The sequence below is a fragment of the Micromonospora taraxaci genome (genome assembly GCF_007830095.1).
GTDB classification, from domain to species: domain Bacteria; phylum Actinomycetota; class Actinomycetes; order Mycobacteriales; family Micromonosporaceae; genus Micromonospora; species Micromonospora taraxaci.
In genome coordinates this window covers 1,364,548-1,379,181 of sequence record NZ_VIWZ01000001.1, presented here as the reverse complement: position 1 = coordinate 1,379,181, position 14,634 = coordinate 1,364,548, and the positions used below count along the sequence as shown (strand labels likewise).

Sequence of the window (14,634 nt, the reverse complement as noted above, 5' to 3'; positions counted from 1 at the left end):
CGGTCAGCCGCTCAGCCGCGCAGCGGCCGGCCCACCTCGTGCAGGTGACCGAGCGCCTGCCGGTACGACTCGACCAGCCCGGTCTCCGCGTACGGGACGCCCTGCTCAGCGCAGTAGGCGCGGACGATCGGCTGGGCCCGGCGCAGGTTGGCGCGGGGCATGTTCGGGAAGAGGTGGTGCTCGATCTGGTAGTTGAGCCCGCCCAGCGCGGTGTCCACGAACCGGCTGCCCCGCACGTTGCGGGAGGTCAGCACCTGCTTACGCAGGAAGTCCAACTCGTCCTCGGCGGTCGGCATCGGCATGCCCTTGTGGTTCGGCGCGAACGCGCAACCCATGTAGAGGCCCCACAGCGCCTGGTGCACGACGGCGAACAGCAGCGCCTTGACCGGCGACATGACCGCCAACAGCAACGCCACGTACGCGGCGGTGTGCACGACGAGCAACGCCGCCTCGACCGCCCGGTGTCGCATCGGGGTGCTGTACCGACCGTCCGGCTCGCGCCCGACGATCGCCCGGATGCTCGCCACGTGCAGGTTCAGGCCCTCCAGCAGGAGCATCGGGAAGAAGAAGAACGCCTGCCGCTGCGCCACCCACCGGCCAAACCCACGGGTCTCCAGCGCCTGCTCAGGCGTCCACACCAGGGCGCCCGCGCCGACGTCCGGGTCCTCGTCCTCGTGGTTCGGGTTGGCGTGGTGCCGGTTGTGCTTGTCGACCCACCAGCCGTAGCTGAGCCCCACCGCCAGGTTGCCGGCGAGCAGTCCGACCAGCTCGCTGGGCCCGCGCCGACGGAACATCTGCCGGTGCCCGGCGTCGTGACCGAGGAACGCGACCTGGGTGGTGGCCACCGCCATCAGAGCCGCGAGCGGCAACTGCCACCAGGAGTCGCCGAGCAGGAACACACCCACCCAGCCGGCCACGAACGCGCCGAGGGTGAGCACGATGCGGGCGACGTACCAGCCGGGGCGGCGCTCCAGCAGGCCAGCCTGACTGATCCGTCGCGACAACTGTGCGTAGTCACTGCCTCGCCGCCGTACCGGCGGTTCCGCCACCGCTCCGAGCGCCATCGCTGCTCCCGTTCCACTTGCGCCCGGACCAGGGTGGTTCGGGCTTATTGTCAAGTCTCCCGAAAGCGGTAGCGCTGAGTAACCCCGACAGCCCCCGAATGAGGGGTAGGGCAGGCCCTACCCCCCATTGATTCGGCTCAGCTCAGTCGGCCCACCGCAGCGCGCAGTCGCGCCAGGTCACGTCGCCGCCGCTCGTAGGTGGCGGCCAACGCGACCAGGGCGAGCCCGCCGACACCCAGGTAGATCCACCGGGGCAGCAGATCCCAGCCTCGGGCCAACTCGTGCAGCGCCAACAGGGCCAGCACCCCGCCGCCGAGCAGCACCGGTGCCTGCCAGCGCCGGGTCGCGCCGGCCAGCACCGCGCCGAGCGCCGCCGCGCCGAGGAGCAGTCGCCGCCACGGCTGCGGGTCCGGCCCGACCAACACCGACACGAGGCTCGGCGCGAGCGCCGCGACCAGCCCAGGGCCGAGGGCCGGCCAGCTGGTCAGCCCGGGTCGGGTCCGCAGCGCCAGCAGGCCTGCGCCGAGGGCGAGCCCCGCAGCCGGCAGCGTGTACGCCTCCAGCACCGTCACCCCGCCGGCGGCCAACAGCACCCACGCGCCCAGCAACTCGCTGCCGGCGGCGATGCCGGCGAACGCCCACCGTCGGCCCGCCGACTCGCCCCGGCGCAGCAGCCGTACCGCGACGGCGACACCCCAGAGCACGCAGATCGTGGCGAGGTGTCGCGCCACCTCGACCGCGAGCACCGCCGCCACCAGCGCCACCGCCTGCGCGGCAGCGTCCAGCACCCGGCCGACCAGCGCCCGCGTCGGTGTCGCCGCGGCGGCGACGGCCAGCACCAGCGCGGCCACCGCCAACAATGGGTACGCGGCCTCCCGCAACGGCAGCCCGGCGACCAGCGAGCCGGTCACCGCCAGCGCGGACGCCGCACCCACCGCCGCGAGGCAACCGGCGACACGCACCACGACAGTGCGTCCGCCGGCAGCGACGACCACCGCCGCGACCAGCAGCGCTCCCTCGGCGGCGAGCGACCCGGCCCGGGTGGCCAGCAGTCCCGCCACCCCGGAGGCGGCCAGCACCACACCCAGGGGTACGACGACCGGTGCGAGCGTCGGGCGAGGCCCGGCCAGAGCGGCGAGGAGCAACGCGGCCAACCCGGCGAGCAGGACCGCAGCCGGCAGCACCGGCCACGGCGTGCCGACCGCCACCAGCAGCACCGGCAGCGCCGCAGCGGCGAACGGCAGCGCGGGCAGCGCCGCAGCTCCGAGCGGCAGCGCCGACGGGCGGACCCCCCGACCACTGGCGAGCACCGCGGCCACCGCCAGCACCACCAACGCCAGCCCGACGGGCAACGACGCCGGATCGGCGACGACGGCGGGCACCCCCGACCAGACCTGTGCCGGACCGCCGTACGGCAGCACGAGTGCGGTGAACACCCTCGGCAGGGCCGCCAGGACAGCGACCAGCCCGAGTGCGCCACCCACCACCAGCACCGGGCCCGACCGGGTGATCGCCGGCGGCCCCCCGACCGCCGACGACCCCCCGATCGCCGGCCCCCCGACCGGCAGCCCCACAACCGCCGGCCCCCCGACCGGCAGCTCTCCGACCGCCGGCTCGCCCGTCTGGGCCGGCTGGTCGGCGGCCGACTCCGGCCGATCCCAACGGGCGACGAGCGCCACGCCCAGCGCCGCCAGGGCCGCGTACAGCGCGATCGGCTCGTCGCCCGCCACAAACAGCGGCGCCAGACCGGGCACGATGACGGCGACCACGGCGCCGGTCACCGCGTACCCCATCAGCTCCACCCGGTGGCGACGCGCCGCGAGCACCGCGACCACCGCGAGCCCGGCGGCCACCAGCGCGAGCCTCGCCTGCCACCACGTCGGCGCGCCCCCGGCGAACAGCGCCACCACGGCGATGCCGGGCAGTGCGAGCTGCGCGACCAGCAGACCCACCCCGGCCACCCGCCGGTACGCCCCGATGCCCCGCCGGACGACGAGCGCCAGCCCGACCACGACGATCACGCCGAGTGCCACCAGGACACCGACCGGGGCGGCCAGAGCGACCAGCAGCCCGTGCCCGAGCAGGACGGCGCCGCCCAGCGCGCAGGTGAGCAGGACGGCCGGACGGGTCGCCGGGCGGACCAGCACGGCGATCAGCAGCGCAACCCCTCCGACCAGATCGACGGCCACCACCGTCGGCCAGGAGGCCGTCCAGCCGGCGGGCAGGGCGAGCAGCACCGCCACCGCGCCGGCCGTGGCGAGCACCGTTCGCGCCTTTTGGGGCAGCAGCAGCGCCGTCGCGGCGACCGCCAACGCCACGGCCGGTGCCAACTGCCAGCCCCAGTCCAGGTCCGGTCCCCACCCCGCCCCGCCCCACGGTGGCAGCGAGCGGCCCACGGCGGCGACCGCCAACACGGCGTTGGCCAGTACGGCCACCTGTGCAGTGCCGCCCGCGACCAGCAACGCCCCCGCGCGCGGGCCGGTCCGCCAACCGCCGGCACCGGCCGCCTCCCCGTCGGTCGGGACCGGCAGCCTCCACACCGCGACAGCCAGCCCGAGCGCCACCATCGCCGCCGCGAGCAGCAGCATCGACGGCCGCAGCTCGGCCACCGGGCGCAGCAGGGCGAGGGCGAGCACCGGCACCAGCAGCCCGCCGGCCACCCCCCGCAGCGCCCGCCCGCCGACCAGCCAGGCCGCGCCGAGACCCGTCAACGCGACCAGCAGCAGCGGCACCCCGGCCAGCAGTGACGAACCGCCCGCCCGCCCGACGGCCAGCGGCACCAGCGCGGATGCGGCGGCGGCGACGAGCGCGCCGACGTGTCCGATCCCCGCCAGCACCCGGCCGACGACAGGCGCCGCCCCGTCCCGGCCGCGCAGCCCGACCAGCACCACCAGATTCCCCAGCGCCACCCCGAGCAGGACCAGCGTCCAACCGGCCGGACCCGGTTCGACCCCGACGGCGAGCAACGGCAACACCGGCTGCGCGGCCACCAGCCCGGCGAACCACGGCCCGGTCAACCCGCTCCACCGGCCGTACGCCGCGGCGACCGCCGCGCTGGCCCCCCCGACCAGCGCGGCGTACCGGCTACCCGGCCAGCCGGCCACCCCGGCCAGGTCAACCGACCAGGCCGCGTAACCGTCCAGGACCACCAGCAGCAACCCCACCGCGGCGAAGGTCTCCGCCGTGCCGCGCAACCCCCGGCGAACCGCCAGCAGCGGCACGGCCAGCGCGAGCGCGGTGAACGCGGCCAGGATCAACGCACGCCCGGCAACCCCCACCGCCGCCCAAGCCACCGCCGTGAACACGACCGCCGCCGTGCCCAGCAGAAGTCCACCGAGGACGAAGAGCACCCCCTGGACCGTCCGGGTCGACGTCTCGGCCGCCCCCGGCGCCGCACTCCCCGCGGCGACCGGAGCCGGGCCACGAGCAGGAACCGAAGGCGCCACGGCGGGCACCGCCAACCCCGCCCGGACGACAGCCGCCAACTCGGCCCGCCGCCGCGACAGGGCCGACAGGCGACCGGCCAGCTCGGTGTACGTGTGGCGGGCCCGCTCCACCTCCGGCTCCAACTGGGCGATCTGCCGACCCAGACTGACCACCTCGGCGGCGACTGGATCGGGCGCACGCCGACAGCCGGGGCACCCGGCGCTCAGATCGGCCGGTGCGCCGCACGCGGGGCAGGGATAGCGGGTGTCGTCCACCCGGCCATCATTCAAAAGCGACAGGGGCGCGGCCCAGAGTGCGCGTACTCAGAGCCGGGTGTGCTCGTGCACCCAGGTGGCGTACGCCGGGTCACCGCTCTCCACTGTGGACACCAGGATCTCCGGCACCTCGTACGGGTGACTGACCCGGATCTGGTCCACCAACGCGGTCAGCCGGTCCGGTGCGGTCTTGAACTGCACCGACCACTCGGTGCTGGTCTCCACTCCGGACCTCCACCAGTAGGTGCTGTCCACCTGACCACCTACCTGGGCGCAGGCGGCGAGCCTGCCGGCGACGGCCGCAGCCGCCAGCACGTCGGCGACCGAACGCGCATCCACCACCGTCGTCACGACGCAGATCTGGTCCACGACCGCACCCTACGCGGACAACTAGCGGTTGGCGGCGATCCAGGTGTCGATCTGCGCCCACCAGTCGAAGAGCCAGTCGATGCGTTGCTGCCGCCCGACCGGGATGTCCTCCGGCGGCACGGACCAGAACCGCATCACGATCCGCTTGTCCATCGGAAGTTCCCGCCAGACGTCGGCCACCGTGAGCATCCGGTCCAACCCGGTGTGGGCGACGAAGATGACCCCGGCGTCCGGGGCGGCGTCCAGCGCGGCCAACATTCCGCCGGGCTGCGGGGCGAGTACGTGACGCATCCGCTCGGCGCGCAGTGCCATCCGTTCCAGCCCGAGGGAGCGCAGCCGGGCGATGGCACGCAGCCGTCGCTTGGGGGTGAAGTTGCCGCCCTCCGGGAAGATCACGAACGCGTCGTTGTCGTCCAGGCCGGTGGCCAGGTGTCCGACCTGGCGTACCGTCTCCTCGCCGCGCTCCGGCGTCGGCGCGATGAACCGGTTGGGCAGCCTGTTGAGCAGCACGTCGATCGCCGGGTCCCACTGGAGGCTGTCCTTGAGGACGATGCGTGGCTCCCGCTTGAACCAGTTGACCAGCCCGTGGATCAGGATGAACGAGTCGCCCGGCCCGGCGTGCCGGCACAGCACCAGCTCGGGTCGGCCGGGCAGCGCGGTGTCCGGGTCGGTGCCCACCACGTCGATGCGCAGCCGCAGTGTCCAACGTGCCTGCCAGAACAGCACCCGCAGGAACCAGCCGGCCAGCACGTAGTGCGCGCGTTGGAAGGTCGGTGACCGGGTCCGCCAGCCGAAGCCGGAGACGACCCAGAGCAGGAACAGCGCGATCAGCGCCGCGGCGTCCCAGACCAGGTAGACGCAGCCGATCCAGAGCAGTCGAAGCGGCCGCAACCGGCCCGGGACCAGCGGAGACGCGGCGGCGGCGAGCAGCGCCCAGATCGGCAGGGTGGTGACCACGACGAACGCCAGCGCCACCACGGCGGGGGCGAACAGCAACCGACGCAGCCACCTGGGGGGCAGCGGCATCATCGCTCCTGGTGGGTGGCGAGGTAGCGGCGGGAGGCGGTGTACGCCCGGCTGATCCGCCGCCCCACGGCCGCCATGTCCCGGTACGCCCACGGCGTGTCGTCGCGGGGGTTGAGCCCTCCGGTCGGCAGGACGTGCACCTCGACCCCCTCGGGTAGCGCGGCCAACTCGCGGAAGAACCGGTGTCGGCGGGAGATCTCGAACGCGACCTGGGCGATCTCCCACGGCCGTCGGGGTGGCGTCAGCTCCCGTTCGATGCGGCCCACCTGGAGGACGTAGATCCGGCGCGCGCCGACGGCAACGGCCTCGCCGATCGGGATGGAGTTGACGATGCCCCCGTCCACGTAGTGCGCGCCGTTGATCTCCATGGGCGGGAGCAGGCCGGGCACCGAGGCCGACGCCAGCACCGCCGGCACCACCGGACCGCTGTCGAACCAGTGCTCGGCCGCCCGCTCGATGTGCGCGGCGCAGCAGCGGAACGGCACCCGCAGGTCGGCGAAGGTGGTGTCCACCCCCAGTTCGGTCTCCAGCAACCGGCGCAGTGGGCGAGGTGAGTGCAGATGGGTACGGGCGGCGAAGCGGCGCAACTGCCGGGCGACCGAGTCCCCGTACACCTCGCTCGCCTCCGGCGAGGCCCAGAGCCGGACCAGCCGGTCGGTCACCGCCTCCGTCGGGTCGGCGGCGACCAGCGCGCCGTTCACCGCGCCGATCGAGGTGCCGAGCACCATGTCGGGTTTGATGCCGGCGCGGAACAACGCGCGCAGCATGCCCACCTCGACCGCGCCGAGCACGCCCCCGCCGCCGAGCACGAATGCCACAGGTCCCCCCGCCATGCCCCTCATCCTGGCACGGGCGCGCAGCCGACCGGCCGGCCACCGTCGCCGGGCGGTCGGCGCACACCGGGCGCCGCCCGCCGACCGGGGTGGCGACGGCGTTGACAGGCAGGACACATTCGCGCAACCTGATACCGCTCCCACCCCTGAGGCAGGTGCGATCTGTGAAGGCAGCACTGCATCCGGGCCGGTTGCTGGCTCGCAGATACCGACTTCTCGACCAGATCGGCGCCGGCGGCATGTCGGTCATCTGGCGTGCCCGGGACGAGGTGCTGGACCGGCTGGTCGCACTCAAGGTCCTCGCTCCTTCGCTGGCCGCCGACGCGCGTTTCCGGGGCATGGTGCGCGAGGAGGCCCGGGCCGCCGCCCAGTTGGTGCACCCTCATCTGACCTCGGTGCACGACTACGGCGAGACTGTCGATCCGGACGGCTCGATCACCTCGTTCGTGGTGATGGAGCTGCTCGACGGCGAGGAGTTGGAGCTGCGCCTCACCGAGGGGCCGTTGCCGTGGGCCGAGGCGGTCCAGGTGGGCGCGCAGGTCGCGGAGGCACTGGCCGCGGCGCACCGGCTCGGCATCGTGCACCGGGACATCACCCCGGCCAACGTGATGATGACCGGGACGGGCGTCAAGGTGCTCGACTTCGGCATCGCCACCCGGATCGGCGCACCGGACGAGGACGAGGACGGCGAGACCTTCGGCACCCCCGCGTACGTCGCACCGGAACGCCTCGACGGCGCGCCGGCCCAGCCGTCCACCGACGTGTACTCACTCGGCGTGCTGCTGTACGAGGCGCTCACCGGTCGGGTTCCGTACCCGGCCGACACCTGGGAGCAGCTCAGCGCCGCACTGGTCGACGGCCCGCCACCGACGCTCGCCGAGCTGCCGGAGCTGCCTCCGCCGGTGGCCCGGATCTGCCTGCGCAGCCTCGCCCGAGATCCGGCCGACAGGCCGACCGCCCGGCAGGTCGCCACCGTGTTGCGCGGCCACCTGCTGCCGCCCGATCCCCCGGCCGCGACCGTCCGGGTGCCCACCCGACCCCTGCCCCCGCAGCCGGTCGACCTCCCGCCGACGTCCGCTGGCGAGGCGGTCGACTCGGGTTGGTCCCGACGCCGGCTGGCGCTGCTGCTCGTCCTGGCCGTGGGTGTGGCACTGGCCGGTGTGGCCCTGCTGCCCGAGCAGCGGCCGACGCCCCGCACGCAGCCCTCGGTGGGCCCGACGACGACCTCGCCGAGCGACCCGCCGGCCCCGGCGTCGCCGGAGCCGACCACGCCCTCGCCGACGACGCCGAGCACCGGCACGCCCACGTCGCGTCCGGGGAGCCTGGTCGAGGCCGCCAGCCGGGTCGACGGGCTGATCACCGCCGGCCTGAGCGCCGGGGAGATCCGTGACGACGTGGGTCTCGACCTGCGCAACGAGCTGCGCAACCTGACCGCCGCGGTCAGCTCCGGCCGAGACGAGCTGGCGCCACCGGTGGCCCGACTGCGGGAGAAGGTCGCGGTGCGCCTCGGCGAGGGTGGCATCAGTCCGGGGTACGCGTCCCAACTCGACGCCGCCATCGCCGACCTGGGGGCAGCCCGGGTCTGATCGGGGCAGGTCAGCGGGCCGACACCCGGGCCGATTCGCGGATGTCGTACCGGTCGGCGGCGAACCGTCGATAGACCTCGACGTAGTCGTTCGCCATCCGCTCGACCGAGAAGTTCTCCGCGACGTGCGCCACGCAGTCCTCCGGGTCGAGCCGCTCGACCGCGAGCACCGCCGCCGGCAGCTCCTCCGGCCGTTCGCACACCAGCCCGGTCAACCCGGGGCGCACCAGCTCCGGCACCGCGCCCCGGTTGAGCGCCACCACAGGTGTGCCGGTCGCCATCGCTTCCAGCATCACCATGCCGAACGGCTCGTCCCACTGGATCGGCATGATCAGACAGCGGGCGTCGACGAGCATCCGTAGCGTCTCCGCGCGGTCGGCGTTGAGCACGACAGTCACGTTCTCGTCCACCAGCGGCGCGACGACCTGCTCGTAGTAGCGACGCTCGGCCGGCTCGTTGCACTTGCCGGCCAGCAGCAGGGGCAACCCGGCCTCCCGGCAGGCGCGGATGGCGACCTCCGGGCCCTTGTCCGGGCTGAACCGGGCCAGCCACAGCACCGGCCCCCGGCCGAGCTCGTTCTTGCGCGGGAAACCACGGATGTCCAGTGCGTTGTGCACGGTGCCGGCCCAGGGCAGGTCGGTGTTCAACCGACGTTGGGCGTGCGAGATCGCCACCAGGGCGACGCCCTGGTCGACGTCGCTCAGCACGTCGCCGTACTCCCCCACGGGGTTGCCGTGCACTGTCGCGACCGTCGGCACCGCCCGGCGGCCGGCGACCAGCGGGCCGATCGTGGTGTGGTCGTGGATCACGTCGAAGTCGGCCGCCGTGATCAGCCGGTTCACCCGGGCCAGGTGGGCCAGTTCCGGCAGTGACTCACCGAGCCGCTCGTACTGGACCTCGGGAACTGTGGAGACGAAGCCGTCAGCCGCCGTGCCGTGGTCGCTACCGGCACCGAACAGCGTGACCGCGTGGCCCTGCACGCTGAGGGCGTCCACCAGGGCGGCGACGACCTGTTCGAGGCCGCCGTAGCCGGGAGGCGGCACTGACAACCATGGCGGGACCACCATCGCGATGCGCAACGACCGCCCTGTCGGCCGGTCCGCGGGCGGGTGGATCAGGGCCACGAGTCCTCCCCGTTGGTCCCGGTGCGGCGCCACCGGCGGTCGGAACGGTCGGCGGCGAGTTCCCAGGGATCCCCCGGGTAAACCGGACAAGCCGGACGCTCACCCGCCGACCAGGAGTTGGTCGTGCACCACCCGTACGCCCGGCGCGGACCAGGCCACCCGCTCGACCTGGTCGCGTTCCCACCAGGACCGGACCACACCGGCCAGGACGAGCGTGTCGCCGTCCACCTCGACGGTCACCCGCTCGGCCCCGATGGTGCGCGCCAGCGCCCGCTGCACGTCCCGACGCAGCAGCTCAGCCGGTGGCGCCGGCGGTCGCACCTCGATCAGGTTGGTGATCCCCCGTACGCCGTCGAGCCGGCGCACCTCCCCCTCGGCGGCCCGCCGCTGCCACCCGAACTCGACCTCACCGCGGAGCATCAGCCACCCGTTGGCCACCGTCACGTCCAGCCGCTCGGCGGGCACGAAACTGTCCCACTCCAGCGCGCGGGCGGCGGCGATGGCGACCTCGCCGTCGGTACGCCCCGGCGTGCCCGGCAGCCGTACCTCGATCTCGTCGGCCACCGCCCGGACACCGCGAACCCGCTGCGCGCACCGGGCCGCTGCCCAACTGCGGGCGGCACCGTCCACGAATCCGGTCAGCGTGACAACACCCTGGTCGACGCTCACACCGATCTCGTTCGGTTGCAGCTGGGCGTCCCAGGCGAGCTGCGCCAGGACGTCGCGCTGGATCCGCTGGTCGTCGCGGACATCCGCCACGTCGGTCACGACACCCACCCCCGGTTCCGGTCGCCGAGACTCGTCGCCCCGAACGTGCCGGAGAACCGGGTGACGGCGGTTCACCCGATCCGGGTGAACCGCCGTCCGGGCGGAAAAAGCGGCGGGTGGCGGAGCCGACCCCCTCGGCTCCGCCACCCGCCGCCGGAGGGAGGCAGGTTCAGATGTGTGTCACGACGTCTCGGCGAGCGTCACGGTCACCGTCTTCTCGTCGCCGTTGCGCTTGAACTGCACCTCGACCCGGTCGCCGACCTTGCCGGCCTGCACCGCGCCGACCAGGTCGTCGGAGTCGTTGACCGGCTTGTCGCCGAACCGGGTGACGACGTCGCCGCGCTGCAGGCCGGCCTTCTCGGCCGGGCTGCCCGGGGTGACCGACGCGACGAGCGCGCCGCCGCCCTCGGCCTGGTTGACGCCGACCCCGAGCGAAGGGTGGCTGACCTTCTCGCCGCGCTGGAGCTTGCCGGCGACGTCCTTGGCCTTGTTGCTGGGGATGGCGAAGCCGACGCCGATGTTGCCGGTGCTCTGGCCGGAGGTCGCGATGGCGGTGTTCACGCCGATCACCTCGCCCCGGGTGTTGACCAGCGCGCCGCCGGAGTTGCCGGGGTTGATCGGCGCGTCGGTCTGGAGCAGGCCGGAGATCGAGCTGACGGTCTGGCTCTGCTGCTGGGTCGGGTCCTGCGGCTGGCCCTCACCGGCCCGGATGGTGCGGTCGCGGGCGCTGAGGATGCCCGAGGTCACCGAACCTTGCAGGCCGAGCGGGCTGCCCAGGGCCAGCACCTGGTCACCGACCTGCATGGCGTCGCTGTCACCGAACTTGGCCGCCTTGAGGTCGCTCACGCCGTTGGCCTTGACCACGGCCAGGTCGGTCTTCGGGTCGGTGCCGATGACCTTCGCCTCGGCCTTCTTGCCGTCGGCGAAGATCACCAGCACGTTGCCACCGGCGGCGGAGGCGACCACGTGGTTGTTGGTCAGCACGTACCCGTCGGCGCTGAGCACCACTCCGGAACCCTCACCGCTGTCGGTGGTGATCGAGACGACGCTGTCCTGCACGGACGCGGCGATCTTCGGCAGGTCCGCGCCGTTGATCACCGGTGCCGCCGAGTAGGTGCGGGTGATGCCGCCGCCGTCACCGTCGAGGGCCAGGGCGAGCGCGCCGCCGGCGACGCCCGACCCGAGCATCAGGGCGAACACCGCGACGCCGGCCCCGGCGAACTTGGCGATCCGACCCGGCCGCGGGCCGCTGCCGGGCGGCGCGACCTGCGGGCCCCACGGCGGAACCGGCTGGCCCGGGTGCTGGGGGTGCTGCCCGGGGTGCTGGGCGTGCTGCTGGTGCTGACCCGGGTACGCCATGCCCGGCTGGCCCCCGCCGGCCCAGCCGGACTGCTGACCCGGGTACCAGGGAGCGCCGGGGTACTGACCGGCGGTCTGCTGCGGGTAGCCGGACTGGCCGTGCGCCGGGTAGCCGGAGACCGGGTACGGCGGCGCGGACGGGGTGGCGGCCGAGGGCTGGTAGGCGGTCGGCGGCTCGTACCCGGTCGGCTGGTGGGTGGGCGCGGAGGGGCCGGCGGGCGCGGGCGACGCGGCCGGGGTCACGGCGCTCGTCGGCGTGTCGTCACCGGTGGTGGAGACGACCTCGATGGGAGTGGTCGGGGAGTCGGACTGCGCGCGCTCGTCGCGCGGCAGCTCGGCGGTGGGGTGCGACGGCTCGGCGTCGGTGGGGGCCGGCCGGCGCTGCGGGTCGGACTCGAACTCGGTCATGGCACTACCTTCTCCCCCAGCACTGCGATCAAGCTGGAACCGTCCTGGAAGTTGGCTGAAAGTCACTCGCCGGCGTCGTCGAGGTGTGGCAGCAGCGGGAGCCGGACCCGGAAGGTCGCCCCGCCACCGGGCGTCTCGGCCACCTCGACCGAACCGTGGTGAGCCGCGACCAACGCCGCCACGATGGCCAGGCCGAGGCCGGTGCCGGTGTTGCCGTCAGCCCGCCTGGTCCGTGCCGCGTCCGCCCGGTAGAACCGCTCGAAGACCCGTTCGGCCTGCTCAGAGGTGAGGCCCGGGCCGGTGTCGGCCACCTCCACCACGGCGAAGCCGCCCGCTTCGCTGTGCAACAGCACGCGGATCTCGGCGTCGGTCGGGGTGTGGGTCAACGCGTTGGTGACCAGGTTGCCGATCACCTGGCGCAGCCGCGCGTCGTCGGCGGAGACCACGAGCGGGCCCGCGTCGGGCGCGATCTCCAGCTCGATCCGCCGATCCGGGGCGATCGCCCGGGCCGCGTGCACCGCGTCGGAGGCGAGCACCGGCAGCTCCACCGGAGTCAGCGAGAGCGGCCGTTCCCGGTCCAGCCGGGCGAGCAGCAGGAGGTCCTCCACCAGCAGTCCCATCCGCGCCGCCTCGTCCTCGATCCGGCGCAACAGGCCAGCGGTCTGCTCCGGCGCGCGGGAAGCGCCCTGCCGGTACAGCTCGGCGAAACCACGGATGGTGGTCAGCGGGGTCCGCAGCTCGTGCGAGGCGTCCGCGACGAACTGCCGCATCCGCTCCTCCGAGCGCCGGGCCCGCGCCTCGGACGCCTGAGCGGAGGCCGCCGCGTCCCGGGCGGCGCTCTCCGCCCACCTCGCCGCGGTCTCCGAGGCGGCGCGGGCGGTGAACGCCACCTCGATCTGGGTGAGCATCGCGTTGAGCGCACGGGAGAGCCGCCCCAGCTCGGAGGTGGGATGCTCCTGCCCCTGCTCCGGATCGGGCACCCGGCGGGTCAGGTCACCCCTGGCGATGGCGGCGGCGGTGCGTTCGATCTCCACCAGCGGTTTGAGGCTGGTGCGGACGATCGCCGCGCCGACCGAGGCCAGCATGATCAGCACTGCGCCGCCGACCAGCAGATCGATCCAGGCGAGTCGTTTGACGGCCTGGTCGACGTCGGTCAGGTGCTGGCCGATCACGGCCATCTGGCCGTTGGGCAGCTCGGTGTAGAGCATCCGCCAGCGCACCGAGCTGTCCCGGGCCCGAACGGTGAACGGATTACCCCCGCGGGCCTCGTCCTGCGCCTGGAAACCGCTTGCGTCACTCGGCCACGGCGGCAGATCGTCCACCCCGAAGCGGGACGAGTCGTACAGGGGCAGCTGCACCCTGCCGGTCCGCACGTCGGTCAGCACGACCACGTAGTCGCTGGGCAGCGAAACGGTGTTCGTCGACGGCGTGATCGACTGGATTCCCTTGGCCGTGATGGACTGGATGCCCTTGGCGGAGCTACGCAGCTCCAGGTCGATCTGGTCGACCAGGTAGTTGTGCAGGAAGTACGCGGTCGAGACGCTGATCACCAGCAGCGCGACGGCGACCAGCGCCAGCACCGAGGTGACCAGCTTGATCCGCAGTGGAACGCCGCGTACCCGTCCCTTCGCGTGCTGGACCGGGTTCACGCCGCCGGCTTGCGAAGGACGTACCCGACGCCACGGAGGGTGTGGATCAGCCGAGGCTGGGTGGTGTCGACCTTGCGCCGCAGGTACGAGATGTAGGACTCGACGATGTTGTCGTCACCACGGAAGTCGTAGTTCCAGACGTGGTCGAGGATCTGCGCCTTGGACAGCACCCGGTTGGCGTTGAGCATCAGGTACCGCAGCAGCTTGAACTCCGTCGGCGAGAGCTGCACGCGTTGCCCGGCCCGGTGCACCTCGTGGGTCTCCTCGTCCAACTCCAGGTCGGCGAAGGTGAGCCGGGAGGGTGCCTGCTCGCCGGTCGTGGTGCGACGCAGCACGGCGCGGATCCGGGCGGTCAACTCCTCCAGGCTGAACGGCTTGGTGACGTAGTCGTCGCCGCCCAGGGTGAGGCCACGGATCTTGTCGTCGGTGGCGTCCCGGGCGGTCAGGAAGACCACCGGGGTACGCGTGCCGCCCTCGCGGAGCATCCGGATGACCTCGAACCCGTCCAGGTCCGGCAGCATCACGTCGAGCACCACCAGGTCGGGCCGGTGGTCCTTGGCGGCGTTGAGCGCCGCGCTCCCACTGGTCGCGGTGGCCACGTCGAAGCCCGCGAACCGCAGGCTCGCGGAGAGCAGTTCGAGGATGTTGGGGTCGTCCTCGACCACGAGGAGTCGCGCCTCGGTCTGGGTAGCGGGCATGGGCCCATCATCGGTGACGTCACTGCGTCGGCGCTGGACGGTTCCTGGAA

11 protein-coding genes are annotated in these 14,634 nt (G+C 73.4%); 1 reads left to right on the top strand and 10 read right to left on the bottom strand.

Annotated elements, in window-relative coordinates:
* Positions 1-11: 11 nt before the first annotated feature.
* The 5 genes from FHU34_RS06565 to FHU34_RS06545 form a co-directional block, all read right to left on the bottom strand.
* Positions 12-1,064: a fatty acid desaturase family protein gene (locus tag FHU34_RS06565; RefSeq protein WP_145779153.1), complete on the bottom strand. Its 1,053-nt coding sequence runs from the start codon at positions 1,062-1,064 to the stop codon at positions 12-14.
* 137 nt (positions 1,065-1,201) lie between these two features.
* Positions 1,202-4,765 (bottom strand): SCO7613 C-terminal domain-containing membrane protein, encoded by a 3,564-nt coding sequence (locus tag FHU34_RS06560; protein WP_145779152.1) that lies wholly within the window; start codon positions 4,763-4,765, stop codon positions 1,202-1,204.
* A gap of 48 nt (positions 4,766-4,813) precedes the next feature.
* On the bottom strand, positions 4,814-5,134 hold the full coding sequence (gene cutA / locus FHU34_RS06555; protein ID WP_145779151.1) for a divalent-cation tolerance protein CutA: 321 nt from the start codon (positions 5,132-5,134) through the stop codon (positions 4,814-4,816).
* A gap of 21 nt (positions 5,135-5,155) precedes the next feature.
* Positions 5,156-6,160, bottom strand: a complete 1,005-nt coding sequence (locus tag FHU34_RS06550) for a 1-acyl-sn-glycerol-3-phosphate acyltransferase (protein WP_145779150.1) — start codon at positions 6,158-6,160, stop codon at positions 5,156-5,158.
* Positions 6,160-6,993: a patatin-like phospholipase family protein gene (locus FHU34_RS06545; protein WP_145779149.1), complete on the bottom strand. Its 834-nt coding sequence runs from the start codon at positions 6,991-6,993 to the stop codon at positions 6,160-6,162. Before FHU34_RS06545 ends, FHU34_RS06550 begins: the two co-directional genes overlap by 1 nt.
* Before the next feature lie 164 nt (positions 6,994-7,157).
* Here FHU34_RS06545 and FHU34_RS06540 point away from each other — a divergent pair, with 164 nt between their 5' ends.
* Positions 7,158-8,579 carry a serine/threonine-protein kinase gene (locus FHU34_RS06540; protein WP_145779148.1) on the top strand — a complete coding sequence of 474 codons (1,422 nt, stop codon included), beginning with the start codon at positions 7,158-7,160 and terminating at the stop codon, positions 8,577-8,579.
* Positions 8,580-8,589: 10 nt separating this feature from the next.
* On the opposite strand, the gene FHU34_RS06535 is transcribed toward FHU34_RS06540, so the two are convergent.
* From FHU34_RS06535 to FHU34_RS06515, 5 genes are all read right to left on the bottom strand, one after another.
* Positions 8,590-9,645, bottom strand: a complete 1,056-nt coding sequence (locus FHU34_RS06535) for a glycosyltransferase family 4 protein (protein ID WP_145785459.1) — start codon at positions 9,643-9,645, stop codon at positions 8,590-8,592.
* 156 nt (positions 9,646-9,801) lie between these two features.
* Complete coding sequence (locus FHU34_RS06530) at positions 9,802-10,470, bottom strand: BON domain-containing protein (protein WP_145779147.1); 669 nt, start codon at positions 10,468-10,470, stop codon at positions 9,802-9,804.
* A 180-nt stretch (positions 10,471-10,650) separates the two neighbouring features.
* Entirely contained in the window at positions 10,651-12,237 is a 1,587-nt protein-coding gene (locus tag FHU34_RS06525; RefSeq protein ID WP_145779146.1) for a trypsin-like peptidase domain-containing protein, read from the bottom strand.
* A gap of 62 nt (positions 12,238-12,299) precedes the next feature.
* Positions 12,300-13,886, bottom strand: coding sequence for a sensor histidine kinase (locus tag FHU34_RS06520; protein WP_145779145.1), 1,587 nt, complete (start codon positions 13,884-13,886; stop codon positions 12,300-12,302).
* Positions 13,883-14,584 carry a response regulator transcription factor gene (locus FHU34_RS06515; RefSeq protein WP_030336721.1) on the bottom strand — a complete coding sequence of 234 codons (702 nt, stop codon included), beginning with the start codon at positions 14,582-14,584 and terminating at the stop codon, positions 13,883-13,885. The genes FHU34_RS06520 and FHU34_RS06515 overlap by 4 nt, the downstream gene beginning before the upstream one ends.
* Between the last annotated feature and the right edge of the window lie 50 nt (positions 14,585-14,634).

Coding starts and splice junctions, on each gene's coding strand:
- FHU34_RS06525 (WP_145779146.1), bottom strand. CDS start 12,237: ATGACCGAGTTCGAGTCCGACCCGCAGCGCCGGCCGGCCCCCACCGAC.
- FHU34_RS06515 (WP_030336721.1), bottom strand. CDS start 14,584: ATGCCCGCTACCCAGACCGAGGCGCGACTCCTCGTGGTCGAGGACGAC.
- FHU34_RS06535 (WP_145785459.1), bottom strand. CDS start 9,645: ATGGTGGTCCCGCCATGGTTGTCAGTGCCGCCTCCCGGCTACGGCGGC.
- FHU34_RS06550 (WP_145779150.1), bottom strand. CDS start 6,160: ATGCCGCTGCCCCCCAGGTGGCTGCGTCGGTTGCTGTTCGCCCCCGCC.
- FHU34_RS06545 (WP_145779149.1), bottom strand. CDS start 6,993: ATGGCGGGGGGACCTGTGGCATTCGTGCTCGGCGGCGGGGGCGTGCTC.
- FHU34_RS06565 (WP_145779153.1), bottom strand. CDS start 1,064: ATGGCGCTCGGAGCGGTGGCGGAACCGCCGGTACGGCGGCGAGGCAGT.